At 64.2% G+C, this 16,746-nt stretch carries 16 protein-coding genes; 8 read left to right on the top strand and 8 right to left on the bottom strand.

The annotated features are described in order from the left end of the window. Positions 1 to 92: 92 nt before the first annotated feature. From IWX85_RS00855 to IWX85_RS00845, 3 genes are all read right to left on the bottom strand, one after another. Entirely contained in the window at positions 93 to 374 is a 282-nt protein-coding gene (locus IWX85_RS00855) for a hypothetical protein (protein ID WP_036810568.1), read from the bottom strand. Positions 375 to 450: 76 nt separating this feature from the next. Then, positions 451 to 1,110 carry a DUF3047 domain-containing protein gene (locus IWX85_RS00850; protein ID WP_231379437.1) on the bottom strand — a complete coding sequence of 220 codons (660 nt, stop codon included), beginning with the start codon at positions 1,108 to 1,110 and terminating at the stop codon, positions 451 to 453. 130 nt (positions 1,111 to 1,240) lie between these two features. Then, positions 1,241 to 3,403: an FAD-dependent oxidoreductase gene (locus IWX85_RS00845; protein WP_370584152.1), complete on the bottom strand. Its 2,163-nt coding sequence runs from the start codon at positions 3,401 to 3,403 to the stop codon at positions 1,241 to 1,243. Positions 3,404 to 3,636: 233 nt separating this feature from the next. Here IWX85_RS00845 and mtnP point away from each other — a divergent pair, with 233 nt between their 5' ends. From mtnP to IWX85_RS00825, 4 genes are read left to right on the top strand one after another with little or no spacing between them, the layout of a single operon-like run. Beyond that, positions 3,637 to 4,515 carry an S-methyl-5'-thioadenosine phosphorylase gene (gene mtnP, locus IWX85_RS00840; protein WP_196868417.1) on the top strand — a complete coding sequence of 293 codons (879 nt, stop codon included), beginning with the start codon at positions 3,637 to 3,639 and terminating at the stop codon, positions 4,513 to 4,515. Between the two features lie 31 nt (positions 4,516 to 4,546). Further along, the gene (gene arsS, locus IWX85_RS00835) at positions 4,547 to 5,509 is read left to right on the top strand and encodes an arsenosugar biosynthesis radical SAM (seleno)protein ArsS (protein ID WP_036810556.1); all 963 of its coding nucleotides are present in this window, start codon (positions 4,547 to 4,549) and stop codon (positions 5,507 to 5,509) included. A 7-nt stretch (positions 5,510 to 5,516) separates the two neighbouring features. Beyond that, complete coding sequence (locus IWX85_RS00830; RefSeq protein ID WP_196868416.1) at positions 5,517 to 6,200, top strand: TIGR04283 family arsenosugar biosynthesis glycosyltransferase; 684 nt, start codon at positions 5,517 to 5,519, stop codon at positions 6,198 to 6,200. Then, positions 6,197 to 6,823: a TIGR04282 family arsenosugar biosynthesis glycosyltransferase gene (locus IWX85_RS00825; RefSeq protein ID WP_231379436.1), complete on the top strand. Its 627-nt coding sequence runs from the start codon at positions 6,197 to 6,199 to the stop codon at positions 6,821 to 6,823. Before IWX85_RS00830 ends, IWX85_RS00825 begins: the two co-directional genes overlap by 4 nt. 193 nt (positions 6,824 to 7,016) lie before the next feature. Here the strand turns inward: IWX85_RS00825 and IWX85_RS00820 are convergent, their stop codons facing one another. Together IWX85_RS00820 and IWX85_RS00815 are read right to left on the bottom strand one after the other, a co-directional pair. Continuing rightward, positions 7,017 to 10,748 carry a hydantoinase B/oxoprolinase family protein gene (locus IWX85_RS00820; protein ID WP_196868415.1) on the bottom strand — a complete coding sequence of 1,244 codons (3,732 nt, stop codon included), beginning with the start codon at positions 10,746 to 10,748 and terminating at the stop codon, positions 7,017 to 7,019. 40 nt (positions 10,749 to 10,788) lie between these two features. Then, a complete protein-coding gene (locus tag IWX85_RS00815; RefSeq protein ID WP_036813705.1) occupies positions 10,789 to 11,328 on the bottom strand; it encodes a winged helix DNA-binding protein in 540 nt (179 codons plus the stop codon). 166 nt (positions 11,329 to 11,494) lie between these two features. Between IWX85_RS00815 and IWX85_RS00810 the strand changes: the two genes are divergently transcribed. From IWX85_RS00810 to crcB, 4 genes are read left to right on the top strand one after another with little or no spacing between them, the layout of a single operon-like run. Continuing rightward, the gene (locus tag IWX85_RS00810; RefSeq protein WP_196868414.1) at positions 11,495 to 12,481 is read left to right on the top strand and encodes a TRAP transporter substrate-binding protein; all 987 of its coding nucleotides are present in this window, start codon (positions 11,495 to 11,497) and stop codon (positions 12,479 to 12,481) included. Between the two features lie 10 nt (positions 12,482 to 12,491). Then, a complete protein-coding gene (locus tag IWX85_RS00805; RefSeq protein ID WP_036810543.1) occupies positions 12,492 to 13,001 on the top strand; it encodes a TRAP transporter small permease in 510 nt (169 codons plus the stop codon). 33 nt (positions 13,002 to 13,034) lie between these two features. Next, positions 13,035 to 14,336: a TRAP transporter large permease gene (locus IWX85_RS00800; protein ID WP_196868413.1), complete on the top strand. Its 1,302-nt coding sequence runs from the start codon at positions 13,035 to 13,037 to the stop codon at positions 14,334 to 14,336. A gap of 4 nt (positions 14,337 to 14,340) precedes the next feature. Beyond that, on the top strand, positions 14,341 to 14,727 hold the full coding sequence (crcB, locus tag IWX85_RS00795; protein ID WP_036810537.1) for a fluoride efflux transporter CrcB: 387 nt from the start codon (positions 14,341 to 14,343) through the stop codon (positions 14,725 to 14,727). Between the two features lie 75 nt (positions 14,728 to 14,802). Here the strand turns inward: crcB and IWX85_RS00790 are convergent, their stop codons facing one another. The 3 genes from IWX85_RS00790 to IWX85_RS00780 all read right to left on the bottom strand — a co-directional run bounded on the left by IWX85_RS00790 (position 14,803) and on the right by IWX85_RS00780 (position 16,692). After that, positions 14,803 to 15,450: a hemerythrin domain-containing protein gene (locus IWX85_RS00790; protein WP_255529359.1), complete on the bottom strand. Its 648-nt coding sequence runs from the start codon at positions 15,448 to 15,450 to the stop codon at positions 14,803 to 14,805. A 113-nt stretch (positions 15,451 to 15,563) separates the two neighbouring features. Further along, entirely contained in the window at positions 15,564 to 16,043 is a 480-nt protein-coding gene (locus tag IWX85_RS00785; protein ID WP_036810534.1) for a copper chaperone PCu(A)C, read from the bottom strand. Between the two features lie 61 nt (positions 16,044 to 16,104). Continuing rightward, positions 16,105 to 16,692: a YcnI family protein gene (locus IWX85_RS00780; RefSeq protein ID WP_196868412.1), complete on the bottom strand. Its 588-nt coding sequence runs from the start codon at positions 16,690 to 16,692 to the stop codon at positions 16,105 to 16,107. Positions 16,693 to 16,746 lie beyond the last annotated feature (54 nt).

The raw sequence follows: 16,746 nt of genomic DNA, 5'->3' as shown, positions 1-16,746 counted from the left end.
TCGCGGTCGATGCGCTCTTTGCAGCGCCAGAACCCACGCGCCTTCAACGCTGCACCGGCCCCACACGGCAATCGCATGGCGATCTCCGCACCTCAGCCGGTCGAACGAGCGCTGTTGCGGCAGACGGGTCCCGACTGGCCCTGCCATTCAGTGCGCAGGTCGGCCCGCAGCGGCAGACCGGAGCGCACCGCGTACACGGCACTTTGCGCATTCGGCGCATCGACGCGGCTTGCCATTTGGCTGGGAGCAAACATCGCAGGATGGCGGCTGCTTTGCACAAAGGCGCTGACCGCCACAAAGCCGGTTTCATCCCGTAGCAGTCCGCAGGCGGCCGTGCCGGCGCCAGGGTGGCCTGCTTGGGCCAGGCAGGGCAAGATGCCTCATGCCCGCTGATGTGGCGCTTGCCGGAAGAAGTCAAGCTTCATCGGCAGGCCTTGGCTTCAACCAGCGTCATGGGGAAAGCGTGACATCGCCGACGTAGCCCAGGCTCTGGCCGCCGGTATTGTCCGAGTCGCCGCCCACCAGCAGGCTCTGCAAGGGCGGCAGGGTGGCGGCTTCCTTGCCGAAGGCGCGCTGGAAGTCGGCTGCCAGGTCCTGCGAGTGCGCAATCCACTGGCCCAGGTGCAGTTCGCCGCTGTCCACCACGATCATGCGCATGCGGTGCGTGTAGGCGTTGTCGAGCAGGGTTCCGGCCGGCAGGCTGGCGTCCCAGACGTAGCACAAGGTGGCGGCCGGCAGGTTTTCGCCGCTCACCGAACGGGCTGCGCGCAACAAGTTGCGCTCGACGAAGCTGAGTCGCTCCAGCGGCATGTTGAACAGGGCGCAGACCTTGAGCGGGGTGTCGTCGCCGGCCCGTTGCCGCAGATCGGTGCCGCGCAGCGGCTGGTCGAGCCGCCAGCGCCAGCGCAGCTTCATGCCAGGCGCCAGCGCAACGTCCGGCAGGTCATGCACCAGGTTGGCATAGGAATGGTCGGTCTGCACCCGCAGCACCGGGTGGCCGTCCATGGGCACCATTTCAAAGCGGGTGAGCGGCTTGGTGGCCTTGGGCAAACCGACCACGCGCCAGGGAGGCGGCGGAGCAACACCGCTGGCGGACGAAAAAGGGTGCAAATTCACCGCCATAGCTACTGAATCTTCAGCAAATACCGGCTTTGCGCACAACCACAGGGCACCAGCAGCTATAAAAAGCATAGTGGAGCAAAAAAAGGGCAAGCGCCTTGCGGCGAGAGGCAATGTCATGTCAGCTTCGTTTCCAGTCGTGGTATTTGCGCACCCATTCCAGCAGCCGCACCGGCTGGTGCGCCCGCTTCCATTCGCCGGCCGCGTATTTGTTGGCTTCCGACAGCGTCGGGTAGGTGTGAATGGTCGAGAGAATCTTGTTCAGCCCCAGCCCGTGCCGCATCGCCAGCACGTACTCGGCCAGCAGGTCGCCGGCGTGGGTGCCGACGAGGGTGACGCCCAGGATCTTGTCCTTGCCCGGCACGGTCAGCACCTTGACAAAACCGCGCGCCTCGCTGTCGGCAATCGCGCGGTCCAGGTCGTCGATGTGGTACTTCGTGACTTCGCAAGCCACGCCTTGTTCCTTGGCCTCGGCTTCGCTCAACCCGACGCGGGCAACTTCCGGGTCGATGAAGGTGGTCCACGGAATCACCGAGTAGTCGGCCTTGAACAGCCTGAACTCGCCAAACAGCGCATTGACGGCGGCATACCAGGCCTGGTGCGCCGCCACATGCGTCAGCTGGTAAGGCCCGGCCACGTCGCCAGCCGCATAAATGTTGGGGTAGATGGTTTGCAAATAGTCGTTGGTGGGCACCGTGCGTTCGGTCGAAATGCCGAGCTCTTCCAGTCCGTAGCCGGTCAGTCGGGCCGCACGGCCGACGGCGCAGATCAGCTGGTCGAATTCAATGCGCTTTTCAATGCCCTGATGCGCAACGACCAGAGTTTTAACGCTGCCCACGTTCTCGCAGCGCAGCGCCTCGTGGCCGGTCAGCACCTGCACGCCGTCGGCAGCCAGCGCGTCACGGGCCAATGCTGACACCTCCTCGTCCTCGCGGCTCAACAGACACGACCCCTTTTCCACCTGCGTGACCTCTGCGCCCAGCCGCGCAAAGGCCTGCGCCAGCTCGCAGCCAATCGGCCCGCCACCCAGCACCACCAGGCGACGCGGCACGGCGTCGAGCTGGGCAAACGCATCCCACAGCGTGTCGCTGGTGACATAGCCCACGTCGTCCAGGCCCGGCAGCGGCGGCACGAAAGGCCGGGCGCCGGCGGCAATCACGATGCTGCGCGTGGTAAGCGTTTGCGTGCCGCCGCCGTTCAGCGCAATCTCCACCGTCCACGGGTTGACGATGCGGGCATGGCCTTTGAGCACCTCGACACCCAGGCTGGCGTAGCGATCCACGCTGTCGTGCGGCGCAATCGTGCGGATCACGTCCTGGATCCGCTGCATCACGGCCTTGAAGCTGAACTCTGGCATGACGTTGCTCAAGCCATAGTTGGCACCGTGCCGCATCTGGTGCGCCAGCTTGGCGCTGCGGATCAGCGCCTTGGACGGCACGCAGCCGTAGTTCAGGCAGTCGCCGCCCATCTTGTGCGCTTCGACCAGCGTCACCTTGGCCTTGACCACGGCGGCGATGTAGGCCGACACCAGCCCACCCGCGCCGGCGCCAATCACGACCAGGTTGCGGTCAAAACTGGACGGCCGCACGGCCTTCCAGCGCGCGTACACCTTGCGGCGCTTGACGAGCGCCAGCACCTTGTGGACCGCCAGCGGCAGCAGCCCCAGCAGCACGAAGGAGCCAATCAGCCCCGGCGACAGGATCGACTGCAGCGAGTCGATCTTGGCGATTTGCGTGCCCGCGTTCACATAGGCCACGGTGCCTGCCAGCATGCCGATCTGGCTGACCCAGAAGAAGGTCCAGGTCTTGATGCGGCTCAAGCCCATGAGCAAATTGAGCGCAAAAAAAGGCACGACCGGGATCAGCCGCAATGAGAAAAGATAGAACGCGCCTTCCTTGTCGATGCCCTTGTTGACCTCGTCCAGACGCCGGCCAAAGCGCGCCTGGATCGTGTCCCGCAGCAGGTAGCGCGCCGCCAGCATGGCCAGCGTGGCCCCGATGGTCGAGGCAAAGGACACCACCACCGTGCCCCACACCAGCCCGAAACTGGCACCGCCCGCCAACGTCAGAATGGCCGCGCCCGGCAGAGACAGCGCCGTGACGGCCACATAGACCGCAAAAAACACCATCGTCACCATCACCGGCCGTTCATTGAACAGCGCTGCGAAGGAAGCCTGGCTGTCCTTGATGAACGCCAGGCTGAAATAGCGGCCCAGGTCCAGTGCAAAAAAAGCGATGATGCCTGCCAGGAGCAAGGCGGCGATTAGAAATTTGCGTGGGTTCACAGTGGGTCCTTGAGGTTTGTTCTTTTGCTTGCGTCGGACCGAGGTCTGATTTTTACAAAAAAAAACGGTTCGCTGTGTAGGAAGAAGACCGGTTCGTCGCCCAACAAAGCAAAGGGACTTCAGCACAGGACACGCCAGCCTCCCAGAAAAGTCGGACAGAATCAGCGGCTGAACCACTTCAATCCCGTCGCCGGGGCGGTTGCGCAGTCTAACTTCAACCAGGAATTCAAAGCATGAACCAGGCATTGGTCGGCATCATCGGAGGCAGTGGCCTGTACCAGATGGACGCGCTGGAAGGCGCGCAAGAGCATGTGATGGACACGCCGTTTGGCGCACCGTCCGACGTCCTGGTCACCGGCCGCGTGCACGGCGTGCCGGTGGCGTTTCTGGCCCGGCATGCGCGCGGCCACCGCCTGCTGCCGTTCGAGGTGCCCTACCGTGCCAACATTCATGCGATGAAGCAGCTGGGTGTGCGCTACCTGCTGTCGGTGTCGGCCGTGGGTTCCTTGAAGGAAGACATCCGGCCGCTCGACATGGTGCTGCCCGACCAGTTCATCGACCTGACCAAAGGCCGCGACAGCACGTTTTTCGGACGCGGCGCGGTCGCCCATGTGTCGATGGCACAGCCGGTCTGCCCGGCAGCCGCCGGCATGCTGGCGCAGGCAGTGCGCAACGTGCTGGCATTTGAGGCGCCCGGCCACGGCGTGACGCTGCATGAAGGCGGCACCTATGTGTGCATCGAAGGCCCGCAGTTTTCCAGCCTGGCCGAATCGAATTGGTACCGCAGCATGGGCGGCGGCGTGATCGGCATGACCAACATGCCCGAGGCCAAGCTGGCTAGAGAGGCGCAGATGGCCTACACCACGCTGGCGCTGGTGACCGACTTTGACTGCTGGCACCCGCGCGAGGCGCATGTGAGCGCCGACATGGCGCTGGCCAACCTGTTCAAGAACGCCGGCCGGGCGCAGCAGGTGGCGGCCGAGGCGATTCGATTGCTGGGCGCCGGGCAGCCTGCGAGCGATGCGCACACGGCCCTTAAAAACGCGCTGGTGACCCAGCCCGACGCCATGGCGCCCGAGGTGCGCGCGCGCCTGGCCGCGCTGATCGGCTGAACTTTCCGACCGCACAACGACCTATAGACGCATGCACGCCACCCTCCCCCTGCTGAAAAAAATCCGCTTCCCGGCAATTGACCGGGCGCGCCTGGACACGCTGCAAGTCAACCTGGGCTACCAATGCAACCAGAGTTGCGTGCACTGCCACGTCAACGCCGGGCCGCACCGCACCGAGATGATGGACGCGGCCACCCTGGCGCTGATTCCCGAGGTGCTGGCGGCGCGCGGCCTGTCCACGCTGGACCTGACCGGCGGCGCGCCCGAGCTGCACGAAGGCTTCAGGGGCCTGGTGCGTGCCGCCCGTGCCCAGGGCGTTCGCGTGATCGACCGCTGCAACCTGACGATCCTGTTTGAACCCGGCCAGGACGGGCTGGCGGCATTCCTGGCCGAACAGCGGGTCGAGGTGGTGGCCTCCATGCCCTGCTATTCGGCCGCCAACGTCGACAAGCAGCGCGGCGACGGCGTGTTCGACCTGAGCATTGCCGCGCTCCAGCAGCTCAACGCGCTGGGCTACGGGCAGCCCGGCTCCGGCCTGGTGCTGAACCTGGTCTACAACCCGCAGGGCGCGTCGCTGCCGCCTGAGCAGCAAGCGCTGCAGGCCGACTACAAGCGCGAGTTGCTGGCCCACTTCGGCATCGTCTTCAACGCGCTGTTTGCGCTGACCAACATGCCAATCCAGCGCTTTGGCTCGACGCTGGTGTCCAAGGGCGCGTTTGACAGCTACATGGAGCTGCTCAAGAGCAGTTACCAGCCGCAGAACCTGGCCGGCGTGATGTGCCGCAGCACCGTCAGCGTGGACTGGCAAGGCTGGCTGTCGGACTGCGATTTCAACCAGCAACTCGGCCTGCCGCTGGGCACCTCGGGGCTGCAGCGCCACTTGCGCGACCTGCTCAAGACCGGCCTGGACGACCAGGCCATCCGCGTCGCCGGCCACTGCTACGGCTGCACCGCCGGCCAGGGCAGCAGCTGCGGCGGTGCGCTGGAACACTGAGCGCACCATGCCGCCCGCCCGCCTGTCCGTGGTGATACCCGCGCTGAACGAGGCAGCCAGCATGGCGGCCGCGCTGCAGGCGCTGGCGCCGCTGGCGGCACATGGCGTGCAGTTGCTGGTGGCCGACGGCGGCAGCATGGACGGCACCGTGGCGCTGGCGCAGGCCGGCGGCGCGCAGGTGGTCCACGCTCAGCGCGGACGCGCGCTGCAGATGAACGCGGGTGCCCATCAAGCCAGCGGTGACATGTTGCTGTTCTTGCATGCCGACACCCGGCTGCCGCCCGATGCCGACCGATTGGTTCAGCAGGCACTCGCCAAGGGCCCGCAGGTCTGGGGCCGTTTTGATGTGCGCATTGAAGGCAAGCCCCGGATGCTGCGCGTGATTGCCACATTCATGAACCAGCGCTCGCGCTGGACCGGCATTGCCACCGGCGACCAGTCGCTGTTCATGACCCGCGCCGCGTTTGATGCCGTGGGCGGGTTCCCGGCCCAGCCGCTGATGGAAGACATCGAGATGTCGGTGCGCCTGCTCAAGCTCTCGCGCCCGGCCTGCCTGCGCGCGCGCGTCATCACCTCGGGCCGGCGCTGGGAAACGCATGGCGTGTGGCGCACGGTGCTGCTGATGTGGCGGCTGCGCCTGGCCTACTGGCGCGGCGCGGCCCCCGAGCAATTGGCAGCTCATTACAAATGACTGCATTGCACAGCCCCCGGCTCGTGGTTTTTGCCAAAGCGCCGCAATCAGGCGTCGTCAAGACCCGGCTGATCCCTGCACTGGGCGCCGAGGGCGCCGCCGCGCTGGCGCAGCGCATGCTGGCGCATGTTTTGCAGCAGGCGCTGCAATCAGGTGCCGGGCCGGTCGAGCTGTGCATGAGCCCGCCGCCCGGCGACCCGGCGTGGGACCACATCGACATTCCCGCTGCGGTGTTGCGCACCTGCCAGGGCGAAGGCGACCTGGGAGAACGCATGGCCCGCGTGGTACGGCGCGTGACGGCTGAAGCGGTGCAGCCGGTGCTGCTCATGGGCAGCGACTGCCCGGCGCTGACGGCCGCCGTGATCCAACAAGCCGCATGCCAGTTGCAGGCGCATGGTGCGCTGCTGGTGCCGGTGGCCGACGGCGGCTATGTGATGATCGGGCTGAAGTCGCCTTGCCCCACGCTGTTTGACCAGATGCCGTGGAGCACCGCCAGCGTCGCCGCCGAAACGCTGTTGCGCATGGCCGCGCTGGGCCTCTCGGTGTGGCGCGGCCCTTTGCTGCACGATATTGACGAGCCCGCTGACCTCGCACAACTGCCGGCAGGCTTTCTCGGGCCTTGATTTCAGCATTGCCCATGGCACATGGCCCCGAGACCGCATAACGCCTTCCCCCTCTGGAGGAAGGCCGGGATGGGGGCCGGCGGACGTGGGATAGGTCACAACGAATCGCCATCGGGGAGTCCTCGCCCCCGCCCTCTCCCAAAGGGCGAGGGAGCAAGACGGGACCGCATTCGGGAACCCGAGCCGCCACGCGTCAAGCCGCGCCAAAGCCCCCGCCGCCCGGCGTGTGGATCTCGAACACGTCACCCGGCTGCATCTCGGCCTGGCCGATGTGCGCCAGCGCTTCGATCCGGCCATCGGCGCGCACCACGGTGTTTTTGCCAACCTGTCCCGGCTCGCCGCCCGCCATGCCGAAAGCGCCATGTTTGCGGCCATTGGACAGGATGCTCGCTGTCATGGCTTCAAGGAACCTGACGCGCCGCACGCCGCCGTTGCCACCCATCCACTGGCCCGCCCCGCCCGAACCGTGACGAATCTCGTAGCTTTCCAGACGCACCGGAAAGCGGAACTCCAGTACCTCGGGGTCGGTCAGGCGCGAATTCGTCATGTGGGTTTGCACCACGGAGGTGCCGTCAAAGCCCTCGCCAGCCCCCGAACCGCCCGAAATGGTTTCGTAATACTGGTGCTGGTCATTGCCAAAGGTGAAGTTGTTCATCGTGGACTGGCTGGCAGCCATCACACCCAGTGCGCCAAACAGCGCGTTGGTGATGCAGCTGGATGTTTCCACATTGCCGGCCACCACCGACGCCGGCGGGTTCGGATTCAGCATCGAGCCCGCCGGAATGATGACCTTCAGCGGCTTCAGGCAACCCGCGTTGAGCGGAATGTCATCATCGACCAGCGTGCGGAACACATACAGCACGGCCGCCATGCAGACCGCCGTCGGCGCGTTGAAGTTGTTGGTCTGCTGCTCGGACGTGCCGGTGAAGTCGATCTCGGCACTGCGCCGGCGCGTGTCCACGCGGATCGCCACCTGGATCTGCGCGCCGTTGTCCAGTGGCAGCGTGAACTGCCCATCTTTCAGCCGCGTGATGACGCGGCGCACCGACTCTTCGGCGTTGTCCTGCACATGGTTCATGTACGCCAGCACCACATCGAGGCTGAAGTGCCCGACCATCTTGCGCAGCTCCTGCACGCCTTTTTCATTGGCCGCAATCTGCGCTTTCAGGTCGGCCATGTTCTGGGCCGGGTTACGTGACGGGTATTCGCCGCTTTCAAGCAGCGCCACCATCTCGGCTTCGCGCAGCACGCCGCGATCAACCAGCTTGACGTTGTTGATCTGCACGCCTTCTTCTTCGATGCGCGTGGAAAACGGCGGCATCGAGCCCGGCGTGATGCCGCCAATGTCGGCATGGTGGCCGCGACTGCCGACATAGAACAGGGGCCGGGGAAAGCCCTCACCCCTGCCCTCTCCCAAAGGGAGAGGGCGTAAGCCGGATTCACTCCCACTAGCACCGGGAGAGCGTTGAGGTGCAGGCTCGCCGCCTTCGCTCCCTCTCCCACTGGGAGAGGGTTGGGGTGAGGGCTCCCCGTACCCATCCAGATAAACCGGCGTGATCACCGTGATGTCAGGCAAATGCGTGCCGCCGTGGTAGGGATCGTTCAGCACATACACGTCGCCCGGCTGCATCTTGCCGGCGTTTTCACGAATCACGGTCTTGATGCTTTCACCCATCGAACCCAGGTGCACCGGCATGTGCGGCGCGTTGGCAATCAGGTTGCCTTCGGTGTCGAACAGCGCGCAGCTGAAGTCCAGCCGCTCCTTGATGTTGACCGAATACGCCGTGTTTTGCAGCTGCAGCCCCATCTGTTCGGCAATGTTCATGAACAGGTTGTTGAACACTTCGAGCAGCACCGGGTCCACCGTCGTACCGGCTGCGAATTTGATGACGCGCGGCACCCGCCGGTCCAGCACCAGGTGGTCCAGCGCTGTTAAATTCGCTTCCCAGCCAGGCTCGACCACGGTGGTGGCATTCTGCTCGGCAATGATGGCCGGGCCGGCAATGATGTCGCCCGGCCGCAGGTCTTCGCGCACCACCAGCGCAGCGTCGTGCCACTGGCCGCCCGAATACATGCGCACGGTTTCGCGGCGTGGCACTTCGCGCGCTTCGTGCAGCGCATGGCGCGGCTCGGCCGGTGCATCGCCCGCCACCACGGCTTCGACCGACACGGCTTCGACGACCAGGCCCTTGCCCTGCATCAGGAAGGCAAAGCGCTGGCGGTAAGCGGCTTCAAAACTGGCTTGGACCTGCGGCAAGCTGCCAAACGGCACGACCAGTGCGGCGTCGCTGCCTTCGTAACGCACATGCACGCGCTGGTGCGTGGTGATGGCGCCCGTGCTGAGCTGCTGGCGCTGCAGCTCGGCTTGCGCCGTGGCAACCAACGCATTGAGCGCGTCGGCAATCTCGGGCAGCGCGGCGGCTGTCAGCTTGAGTTCCACGGCCTGCTCGCGAATCACGTTCTGGTCGGCCAGCCCCATGCCGTAGGCGCTCAACACGCCAGCCAGCGGATGCACGAACACCTTGGTCATGCCCAGCGCATCGGCCACCAGGCAGGCGTGTTGCCCGCCTGCGCCGCCGAAACACTGCAGCGTGTAGCGCGTCACGTCGTAGCCGCGCGCGACCGAGATTTTCTTGATGGCGTTGGCCATCTGCTGCACGGCGATGCTGATGAAGCCTTCGGCCACTTCTTCGGCACTGCGGCCGGTCTGCGCGGCCAGCTCGTCGAACTTGCGTTGCACCGCCTCGGCACTCAGGGACTCATTGGCCTGCGGCCCAAACACCTTGGGAAAGTAGCGCGGCTGGACCTTGCCGACCATGACATTGGCGTCGGTCACGGCCAGCGGACCGCCGCGCCGGTAGCTGGCCGGTCCCGGGTTGGCGCCAGCGCTTTCGGGGCCGACGCGAAACCGTGCGCCATCAAACGCCAGCACCGAGCCGCCGCCGGCCGCCACGGTGTGGATGCTCATCATCGGCGCGCGCATGCGCACGCCGGCCACCTGGGTTTCAAACTCGCGCTCGAATTCGCCCGCGTAGTGCGACACGTCGGTCGAGGTACCGCCCATGTCAAAACCAATCACCTTTTCGATGCCCGCAATCGCCGCCGTGCGCGCCATGCCGACGATGCCGCCGGCCGGGCCGCTCAAAATCGCGTCCTTGCCCTGGAACGCATGCGCATCACTCAAGCCGCCCGAGGACTGCATGAAAAACAGTTTTACGCCCGGCATCTCGTCCGCCACCTGCTCGACATAACGGCGCAGGATGGGCGACAAATAGGCATCGACCACGGTGGTGTCACCCCGGCTGACAAACTTCATCATCGGGCTGCTTTCATGCGAGGTGCTGATCTGCGTGAAGCCAACCTCTCCGGCGACGCGTTTGGCGGCCTTTTCATGGTCGGTGAAGCGGTAGCCGTGCATGAACACAATCGCCACGCTGCGCAGCCCTTGCTGGTAGTGCGCCAGCAGCTCTGCTTTCAACAGCGCTTCATCCAGCGGCTGCAGCACCTCGCCCTGCGCGCTGACGCGCTCATGGGCTTCGACCACGGCGCTGTAGAGCAGCTCGGGCAGCACGATGTGGCGGTCAAACAGGCGCGGGCGGTTCTGGTAGGCGATGCGCAGCGCATCCCTGAAACCCCGGGTGGTGACCAGCAGCGTCGGCGCGCCTTTTCGCTCCAGCAGTGCATTGGTGGCCACGGTGGTGCCCATCTTCACGCACTCCACCACCTCTGCACTGACCGGCTCACCGGCTTTGAGACCCAGCAGGTGGCGAATGCCGGCGACGGCCGCGTCGCGGTACTGCTCGGGGTTGTCGCTCAGCAGCTTGTGCGTGACGAGCAGGCCATCGGGCCGCTTGCCGACCACGTCGGTGAAGGTGCCGCCCCGGTCGATCCAGAACTGCCAGCGCTTGGTGCCATTTTTTTCCATGAGGTGCCCAGAAGGTGAAGAGGATGAAAGGGTGAAGAGGTCAAAGGCTGGCGGCCGAGCGCGCGGCCTGGTCGTAGATGCCCGACAGCAGGCGCAGCAGGCGTGCCAGCTCGCCAATGTCGCGGTTCAGCCCGTCGTCGGCATTGAGCGCGTTGATCAGGCACGATTCGCGGATTTCGCGGTAGCGCATCACGTGGTCCAGCCCCATGTCGGTGCATGCGTAGGTCACGTCCTTGCCGCTTTTGCTGGACACCACCACGCCCAGGTTCTGCAGTTTCTTGAGCGAGTAGTTGATCAAATGCGTGTCTTCAACATTCATGATGAAGCAGATGTCGGCCAGACGCTTGTTGCGGGCGCGGTGCGTAACATGGTGCAGCACCAGCACATCGAGCGGCGTCAGGTCCGGCAGGCCCGCCGCACTCATGCAGTGCACCACCCAGCGGTGAAAGGCATTGCCCGCCACGATCAGGCCAAACTCGAACTCACTCATCTCGGCGCTGCGGGGCGACACCAGATGCGCCGACGAAACGATGGAAGCAGCAGGCGTGGCACGGGCCGCCGGGAGATCAATTTTTTTCATGGCGCGCAGCCTCCGGAGTGGCATCTTTGTTGCATGGGTAAATTGTAGGCAGTTAAATCACAATTCATCAACGATTTGTTGACATTCAGGGAAAACACCCAGCTGGCGTCCCCCAATGCCAATTACATTTGACAACCAACTTTGCCATTCACCCACTGGAGCTTTCATGAAACGTCGTCTGTTTGCACTGACCACCACCGCGGCCGCGCTGACCCTGGCCCTGGCCGGCGGCGCGGCTTTTGCCCAAACCAAATGGGACCTGCCGGCCGCCTACCCGGCGACCAACTTCCACAGCGAAAACCTGGTGCAGTTTGCCGCCGACGTCGACAAGGCCAGCGCCGGCAAGCTGAAAATCACGGTACATGCCAACGGCGCACTGTTCAAGGCACCCGAAATCAAGCGTGCCGTGCAGGGCGGACAGGCGCAGGCGGGCGAAATTCTGCTGGCCAACTTCCAGAACGAGTGGCCGCTGTTCGGCGTCGATGGCCTGCCCTTCCTGGCCGACAGCTATGACCAGTCGATGAGACTCTACAAGGCGCAAAAGCCTTTCCTGGAGAAAAAGCTGGCCGAGCAGGGCATGGCGCTTCTGTATTCGGTGCCATGGCCCACGCAGGGAATCTTTTCCAAGAAACCGCTCGATGCGGGCGCTGACCTGAAGGGCATGAAATGGCGCGCCTACAGCCCGTCCACCGCGCGCATCGCCGAGCTGGTGGGCGCCCAGCCGGTCACGGTGCAGGCTGCCGAGTTGTCGCAAGCCATGGCCACAGGCGTGATCGAGTCCTACATGTCCTCCGGCTCCACCGGCATGGACACCAAGACCTATGAAAGCCTCAAGTACTTTTATGACACCCAGGCCTGGTTGCCGAAAAATGCGGTCATCGTCAACAAGGCCGCTTTTGATGCGCTCGATGCACCGACGAAGCAAGCGGTGCTCAAGGCAGCGGCAGACGCCGAAGTGCGCGGGCTGGCCGCATCGAAAAAGACCAATGCCGACTCGCTGGAAAAGCTCAAGGCCAACGGCATGAACATTTTGCCGCCGTCGCCGCAGCTCAAGGCCGACATGAAAAAGGTTGGCGACGTGATGCTCAAGGAATGGCTGGAAAAAGCCGGCCCCGAGGGCAAGGCGCTGATCGACGCGTACAACAAGTCCTGAAGCACGACCGATGCGTAAAGCGCTCGATGCCCTGTACAACGGCGCCGCTGGACTGGCCGCGCTGTTCCTGGTTGGCCTGCTGGCGATGGTGGTGCTGTCCATCGTCAGCCGGCAGCTGCATTTTCATGTGCCGGGCACCGACGCTTATGCGGGCTACCTGATGGCGGCCAGCGGATTCCTGGCGCTGGCCCACACGCTCAAACGCGGCGAACACATCCGCGTGACGCTGATTTTGGGGGCGCTCACCGGGCCCTGGAAAAAAGGGCTGGAACTGTGGGCACTGGGCTTTGCCAGCGCGCTGACCGCCATGTTTGCGTATTACTGCTGCCGCCTGGCCTGGCAGTCGCACAGCTTTCATGACATTTCCACGTCGAGCGACGCCACCGCGCTGTGGATTCCGCAACTCGGCATGGCGGTCGGCGCGGTGATCCTGGCGATTGCCTTTGTCGATGAGCTGGTGCTTGAAATCACCGGCAAGCGCGTGCCTTACAGCAGCGCTGAAGCGCTGCGCAATGAATAAACCAATCCACCCTTACGCCTCAAGCGCCCTCTTATGAACGACCTTGCCATCACCGCCGCCCTGCTGGCGGCCCTGCTCTTGATTCTGGGCAGCGGCGTCTGGGTCGGCCTGAGCCTGACCGGCGTGGCCTGGATGGCGGTGACGCTGTTTTCCTCGCGCCCGGCTGGCGACGCCATGGCGGTCACGGTCTGGGGCTCGTCCTCCAGCTGGACATTGACCGCCCTGCCCCTCTTTATCTGGATGGGCGAAATCTTGTTTCGCACCCGGCTGAGCCAGGACATGTTCAAGGGCCTGGCGCCCTGGGTGCAGGGCCTGCCGGGGCGGCTGCTGCACACCAACGTGATCGGCTGCACCATCTTTGCTGCTGTGTCGGGGTCAAGCGCTGCCACCTGCGCCACCATCGGCAAGATGACGCTGCCGGAACTGACGCGGCGCGGCTATCCCGAGCACATGGTCGTCGGCACGCTGGCCGGCGCCAGCACGCTGGGCCTGTTGATCCCGCCGTCGATCATCATGATCGTTTATGGCGTCGCCGCCGAGGTGTCGATCTCCAAGCTGTTCATCGCCGGCGTGTTTCCGGGGCTGCTGCTGGCCGCGCTGTTCTCGGGCTACATCATTTTCTGGGCACTGCGCCATCCCGAGCAGGTGCCGGCCGCCGACAGCAAGACCAGCTTCATGCAAAAAATCGCCAGTTCGCGCAGCCTGATTCCGGTGGTGCTCCTGATTGCCGCCGTGCTGGGCTCAATCTATTCCGGCGTGGCCACCGCCACCGAGGCGGCCGCTGTCGGCGTGGTGGGCTCGCTGGTGCTGTCCACGCTACAGGGTTCGATGAACTGGGCGACGTTTCGCGATGCGCTCATGGGCGCCACCCGGCTGTACTGCATGATCGCCCTGATCCTGGCCGGTGCGGCCTTCCTGACACTGGCGATGGGCTATGTCGGCCTGCCGCGCCACCTAGCCGAATGGATTGGCACGCTGGGCCTGAGCCGGGCGCAGCTGATCGTGGCTTTGGCGGTGTTTTTCATCATCCTGGGTTGCTTTCTGGACGGCATCTCGATGGTCGTGCTGACCATGGGCGTGCTCATGCCGACAGTGCAGGCGGCCGGCATCGACCCGATCTGGTTCGGCATTTTCGTGGTGCTGGTGGTCGAGATGGCGCAGATCACGCCGCCGGTCGGCTTCAACCTGTTCGTGCTGCAGGGCATGACCGGACGCCAGCTGACCTGGATTGCCAAGGTCACCATGCCGATGTTTTTCCTGATGTGCGCGGCGGTGGCGCTGATCTATGTCTTCCCGGGCATCGTCACCTGGCTGCCGCAAAAGATGGCCAACTGACGCCATGGCAGCGGTACTGGCGATTTGCATCGGCGCCTCGGTGGGCGCGCTGTCCCGCTGGGGCCTGGCGCTGTGGCTGTCGCCCGGCGGCCTGATTCCCTGGGGCACGCTGGCCGCCAACCTGCTGGGCGGCTACCTGATCGGCATCGCCATTGCGGTGTTCCAGGCCCTGCCGCAGATCGACCCGGTCTGGCGGCTGCTGCTGGTGACCGGCTTTCTGGGCGGGCTGACGACGTTCTCGACCTTTTCGGCGGAGGTCGTGACCTACCTGCTCGAAGCCCGTTACGGCGTGGCCGCAGGCGTCGCCTTGGTGCATGTGACAGGTTCGCTCCTGATGACCGTGGCGGGCATCAAGTCTGCTGCGTTTTTCATAGCTGTCCGCGCAGGGTAGGCGGGCGCAAAATCACTATTTCCCTTAAATTTCAGGGGTTTAACCGCAGCACCGGCGACGGACAGCCCCCAGAAATCAGCTGTCACCCAGCCCGATCGGCGCCGGCGCCCGCATCACGATGCGCGTGAACAGCCGGTCGTAGGCCGGGTCGGGCGGGTACTTGCCGGTCAGCGGATCGCAGTTCTTTTCGAACGCCGCATCGAGTTCTTTCCATTCGGCATCGGTCAGCACCTTTTGGGCTTCGGGCAGGATCACGGTTTCTTCCAGCCGCATATGTTCCAGGTAGAAGGCCGTGTATTGCTGGCACTGGGCCGTGAACGCGGGCCGGCGCGGCTCGCCCAGCAGTTCCCAGGCGAGCAGCAAATGCTGGAGCTCGCGAACGGCCTTTTCGCCGTTCATGTGGTCGCTTTCCAGCTGCTGTACCGCGGCCATGACCGTCGGCGACGCCCTGACCACGCGCGGGAACAGCAGGTTTGACTCCTTCGGATGGTGCAGTCGCTCGGGAAATTCGTCGATATAGAACAGCATGGCGCGCAGCACGTCAAAAAACTGTTCCGGGTTGTCTCCGGGACCGCGCTCGACCATCATGGTCATGGACCGGAGCATGGCGACCAGCGACGAATGTTCATCGCGGATGATTTGCAGGCTGGTGTGTTTGATGGCAGTCTCCTGGAATTTTCGTGACCTGCGCACAGCATGCCCTGCGCGCGGTCCGCAGGCCATGACACAGGTCAAGTTTTCATCAACTTCAAGGCCTGCGCATACACGGAGCCACAGGCGTCAACGCCAGCGCAAGGGCCCGCATCTCCCTTGAAATCAGGCCTTCCTGCGCGCGCTCAATGCTTGTGGGCGCCGTGGTCAGCCGCTTTTCCTGTCGTGTTGCCTGCCGGGGCCGCCGTGCTGACAGGCACGCTGACTTCCAGGCGGGTTTCCACGCCCTGGGCATCCTGAAGGCGCAGCGTCAGCGGCACCGTGCTGCCCTTGGGCAAGCCCTGCTTCAGGTCCATGAGCATGACGTGGTAGCCGCCCGGCTTGAGGTGCACCGTTTGACCCGCCGGCAGTTCCAGCACGGGCACGGCGCGCATTCTCATGATGTCGCCGTCCATCTTCATGTCATGCACTTCCACCACGCCGGCCACTGGCGATGAAACGCCGACCAGTCTGGCGCCGTCCTTGGCGGTAATGCTCATGAACGCACCCGTGCCTTTCTGGCTGGGCACGGTGGCGCGTACCCAGGCGTCCTTGACTTCGACGGTTTGGGCATGCAGGGTGCTGCAGGCGAACAGCAGGGAAGCGGTGAATAGTTTCAGTTTCATGGGAGTCTCTTAAGGTGAGGTTGAAAAATCCAGTACGGAATTATTTCCGTCTGAACAGGGATCAGTGTTGATGCGCACCAGGGGCATGCGCCGGGGCGGAATCTGCAGCAGCGGCAGCAGTTTCAGGGCCAGTGACTTCCAGCAAGAGCGCCGGAAACTTCAATCCTTTTGAAGACGCGCCTGCTGCCGGAACATCGCTCCAGTCAAGGCTGCCGCTTTCGCAGGTTTGCAGCACCTTGAACCACAGCGGTCCGGCGGTTTCGGGAAGTTTTCCGCGCAGCATGAAGTCGCCGGAAAAGGCATCCTGCAGCGCCGCTTCCTTGCTGGCCGCCGTCCAGCTCACCACGCTCACGTCTTCGGTGACCGGCTTGCCGTGGCTGTCGTAGGGTTTTGCCAGTTTTTCCTGCTTCACAACCAGCGTCCAGCCGGCTTTCGGATAGGGCTTGGCGCCCTGGAAACCGGCGGGAATCCGCACCGTGATGCCGGTGGTGGCCGAGCCCTGGCAACCGTGGCCGACCTGGAAAACCGCTTTGTAGCTGCTGCCAGCCGGGGCCGTTTTCGTTTCCAGAAGAATATGAGAAAAAGCGGGTACGGCCAGCATAAAGATCGCGCTGGCAGCTATTAATTTTGTAGCAAATAAAAATTTCATGATCAGCTTTCTTGATAGATCGGAGCTTTGGGTAGCAGGATCGTTCACAGCACG

Origin of the sequence: Polaromonas sp. CG_9.11, from assembly GCF_015752225.1 — a bacterium.
Classification (GTDB): Bacteria; Pseudomonadota; Gammaproteobacteria; order Burkholderiales; family Burkholderiaceae_C; genus Polaromonas.
This window is presented reverse-complemented; position numbering and strand designations above follow the sequence as displayed.

Bases quoted from the DNA above. Each gene is read 5' to 3' on its own strand.
- IWX85_RS00820 (WP_196868415.1), bottom strand. From the start codon at position 10,748: ATGGAAAAAAATGGCACCAAGCGCTGGCAGTTCTGGATCGACCGGGGC.
- IWX85_RS00785 (WP_036810534.1), bottom strand. From the start codon at position 16,043: ATGAAACTGAAACTATTCACCGCTTCCCTGCTGTTCGCCTGCAGCACC.
- IWX85_RS00790 (WP_255529359.1), bottom strand. From the start codon at position 15,450: ATGGCCTGCGGACCGCGCGCAGGGCATGCTGTGCGCAGGTCACGAAAA.
- IWX85_RS00805 (WP_036810543.1), top strand. From the start codon at position 12,492: ATGCGTAAAGCGCTCGATGCCCTGTACAACGGCGCCGCTGGACTGGCC.
- IWX85_RS00800 (WP_196868413.1), top strand. From the start codon at position 13,035: ATGAACGACCTTGCCATCACCGCCGCCCTGCTGGCGGCCCTGCTCTTG.
- IWX85_RS00815 (WP_036813705.1), bottom strand. From the start codon at position 11,328: ATGAAAAAAATTGATCTCCCGGCGGCCCGTGCCACGCCTGCTGCTTCC.
- IWX85_RS00810 (WP_196868414.1), top strand. From the start codon at position 11,495: ATGAAACGTCGTCTGTTTGCACTGACCACCACCGCGGCCGCGCTGACC.
- arsS (WP_036810556.1), top strand. From the start codon at position 4,547: ATGCACGCCACCCTCCCCCTGCTGAAAAAAATCCGCTTCCCGGCAATT.
- IWX85_RS00830 (WP_196868416.1), top strand. From the start codon at position 5,517: ATGCCGCCCGCCCGCCTGTCCGTGGTGATACCCGCGCTGAACGAGGCA.
- crcB (WP_036810537.1), top strand. From the start codon at position 14,341: ATGGCAGCGGTACTGGCGATTTGCATCGGCGCCTCGGTGGGCGCGCTG.
- mtnP (WP_196868417.1), top strand. From the start codon at position 3,637: ATGAACCAGGCATTGGTCGGCATCATCGGAGGCAGTGGCCTGTACCAG.
- IWX85_RS00780 (WP_196868412.1), bottom strand. From the start codon at position 16,692: ATGAAATTTTTATTTGCTACAAAATTAATAGCTGCCAGCGCGATCTTT.
- IWX85_RS00825 (WP_231379436.1), top strand. From the start codon at position 6,197: ATGACTGCATTGCACAGCCCCCGGCTCGTGGTTTTTGCCAAAGCGCCG.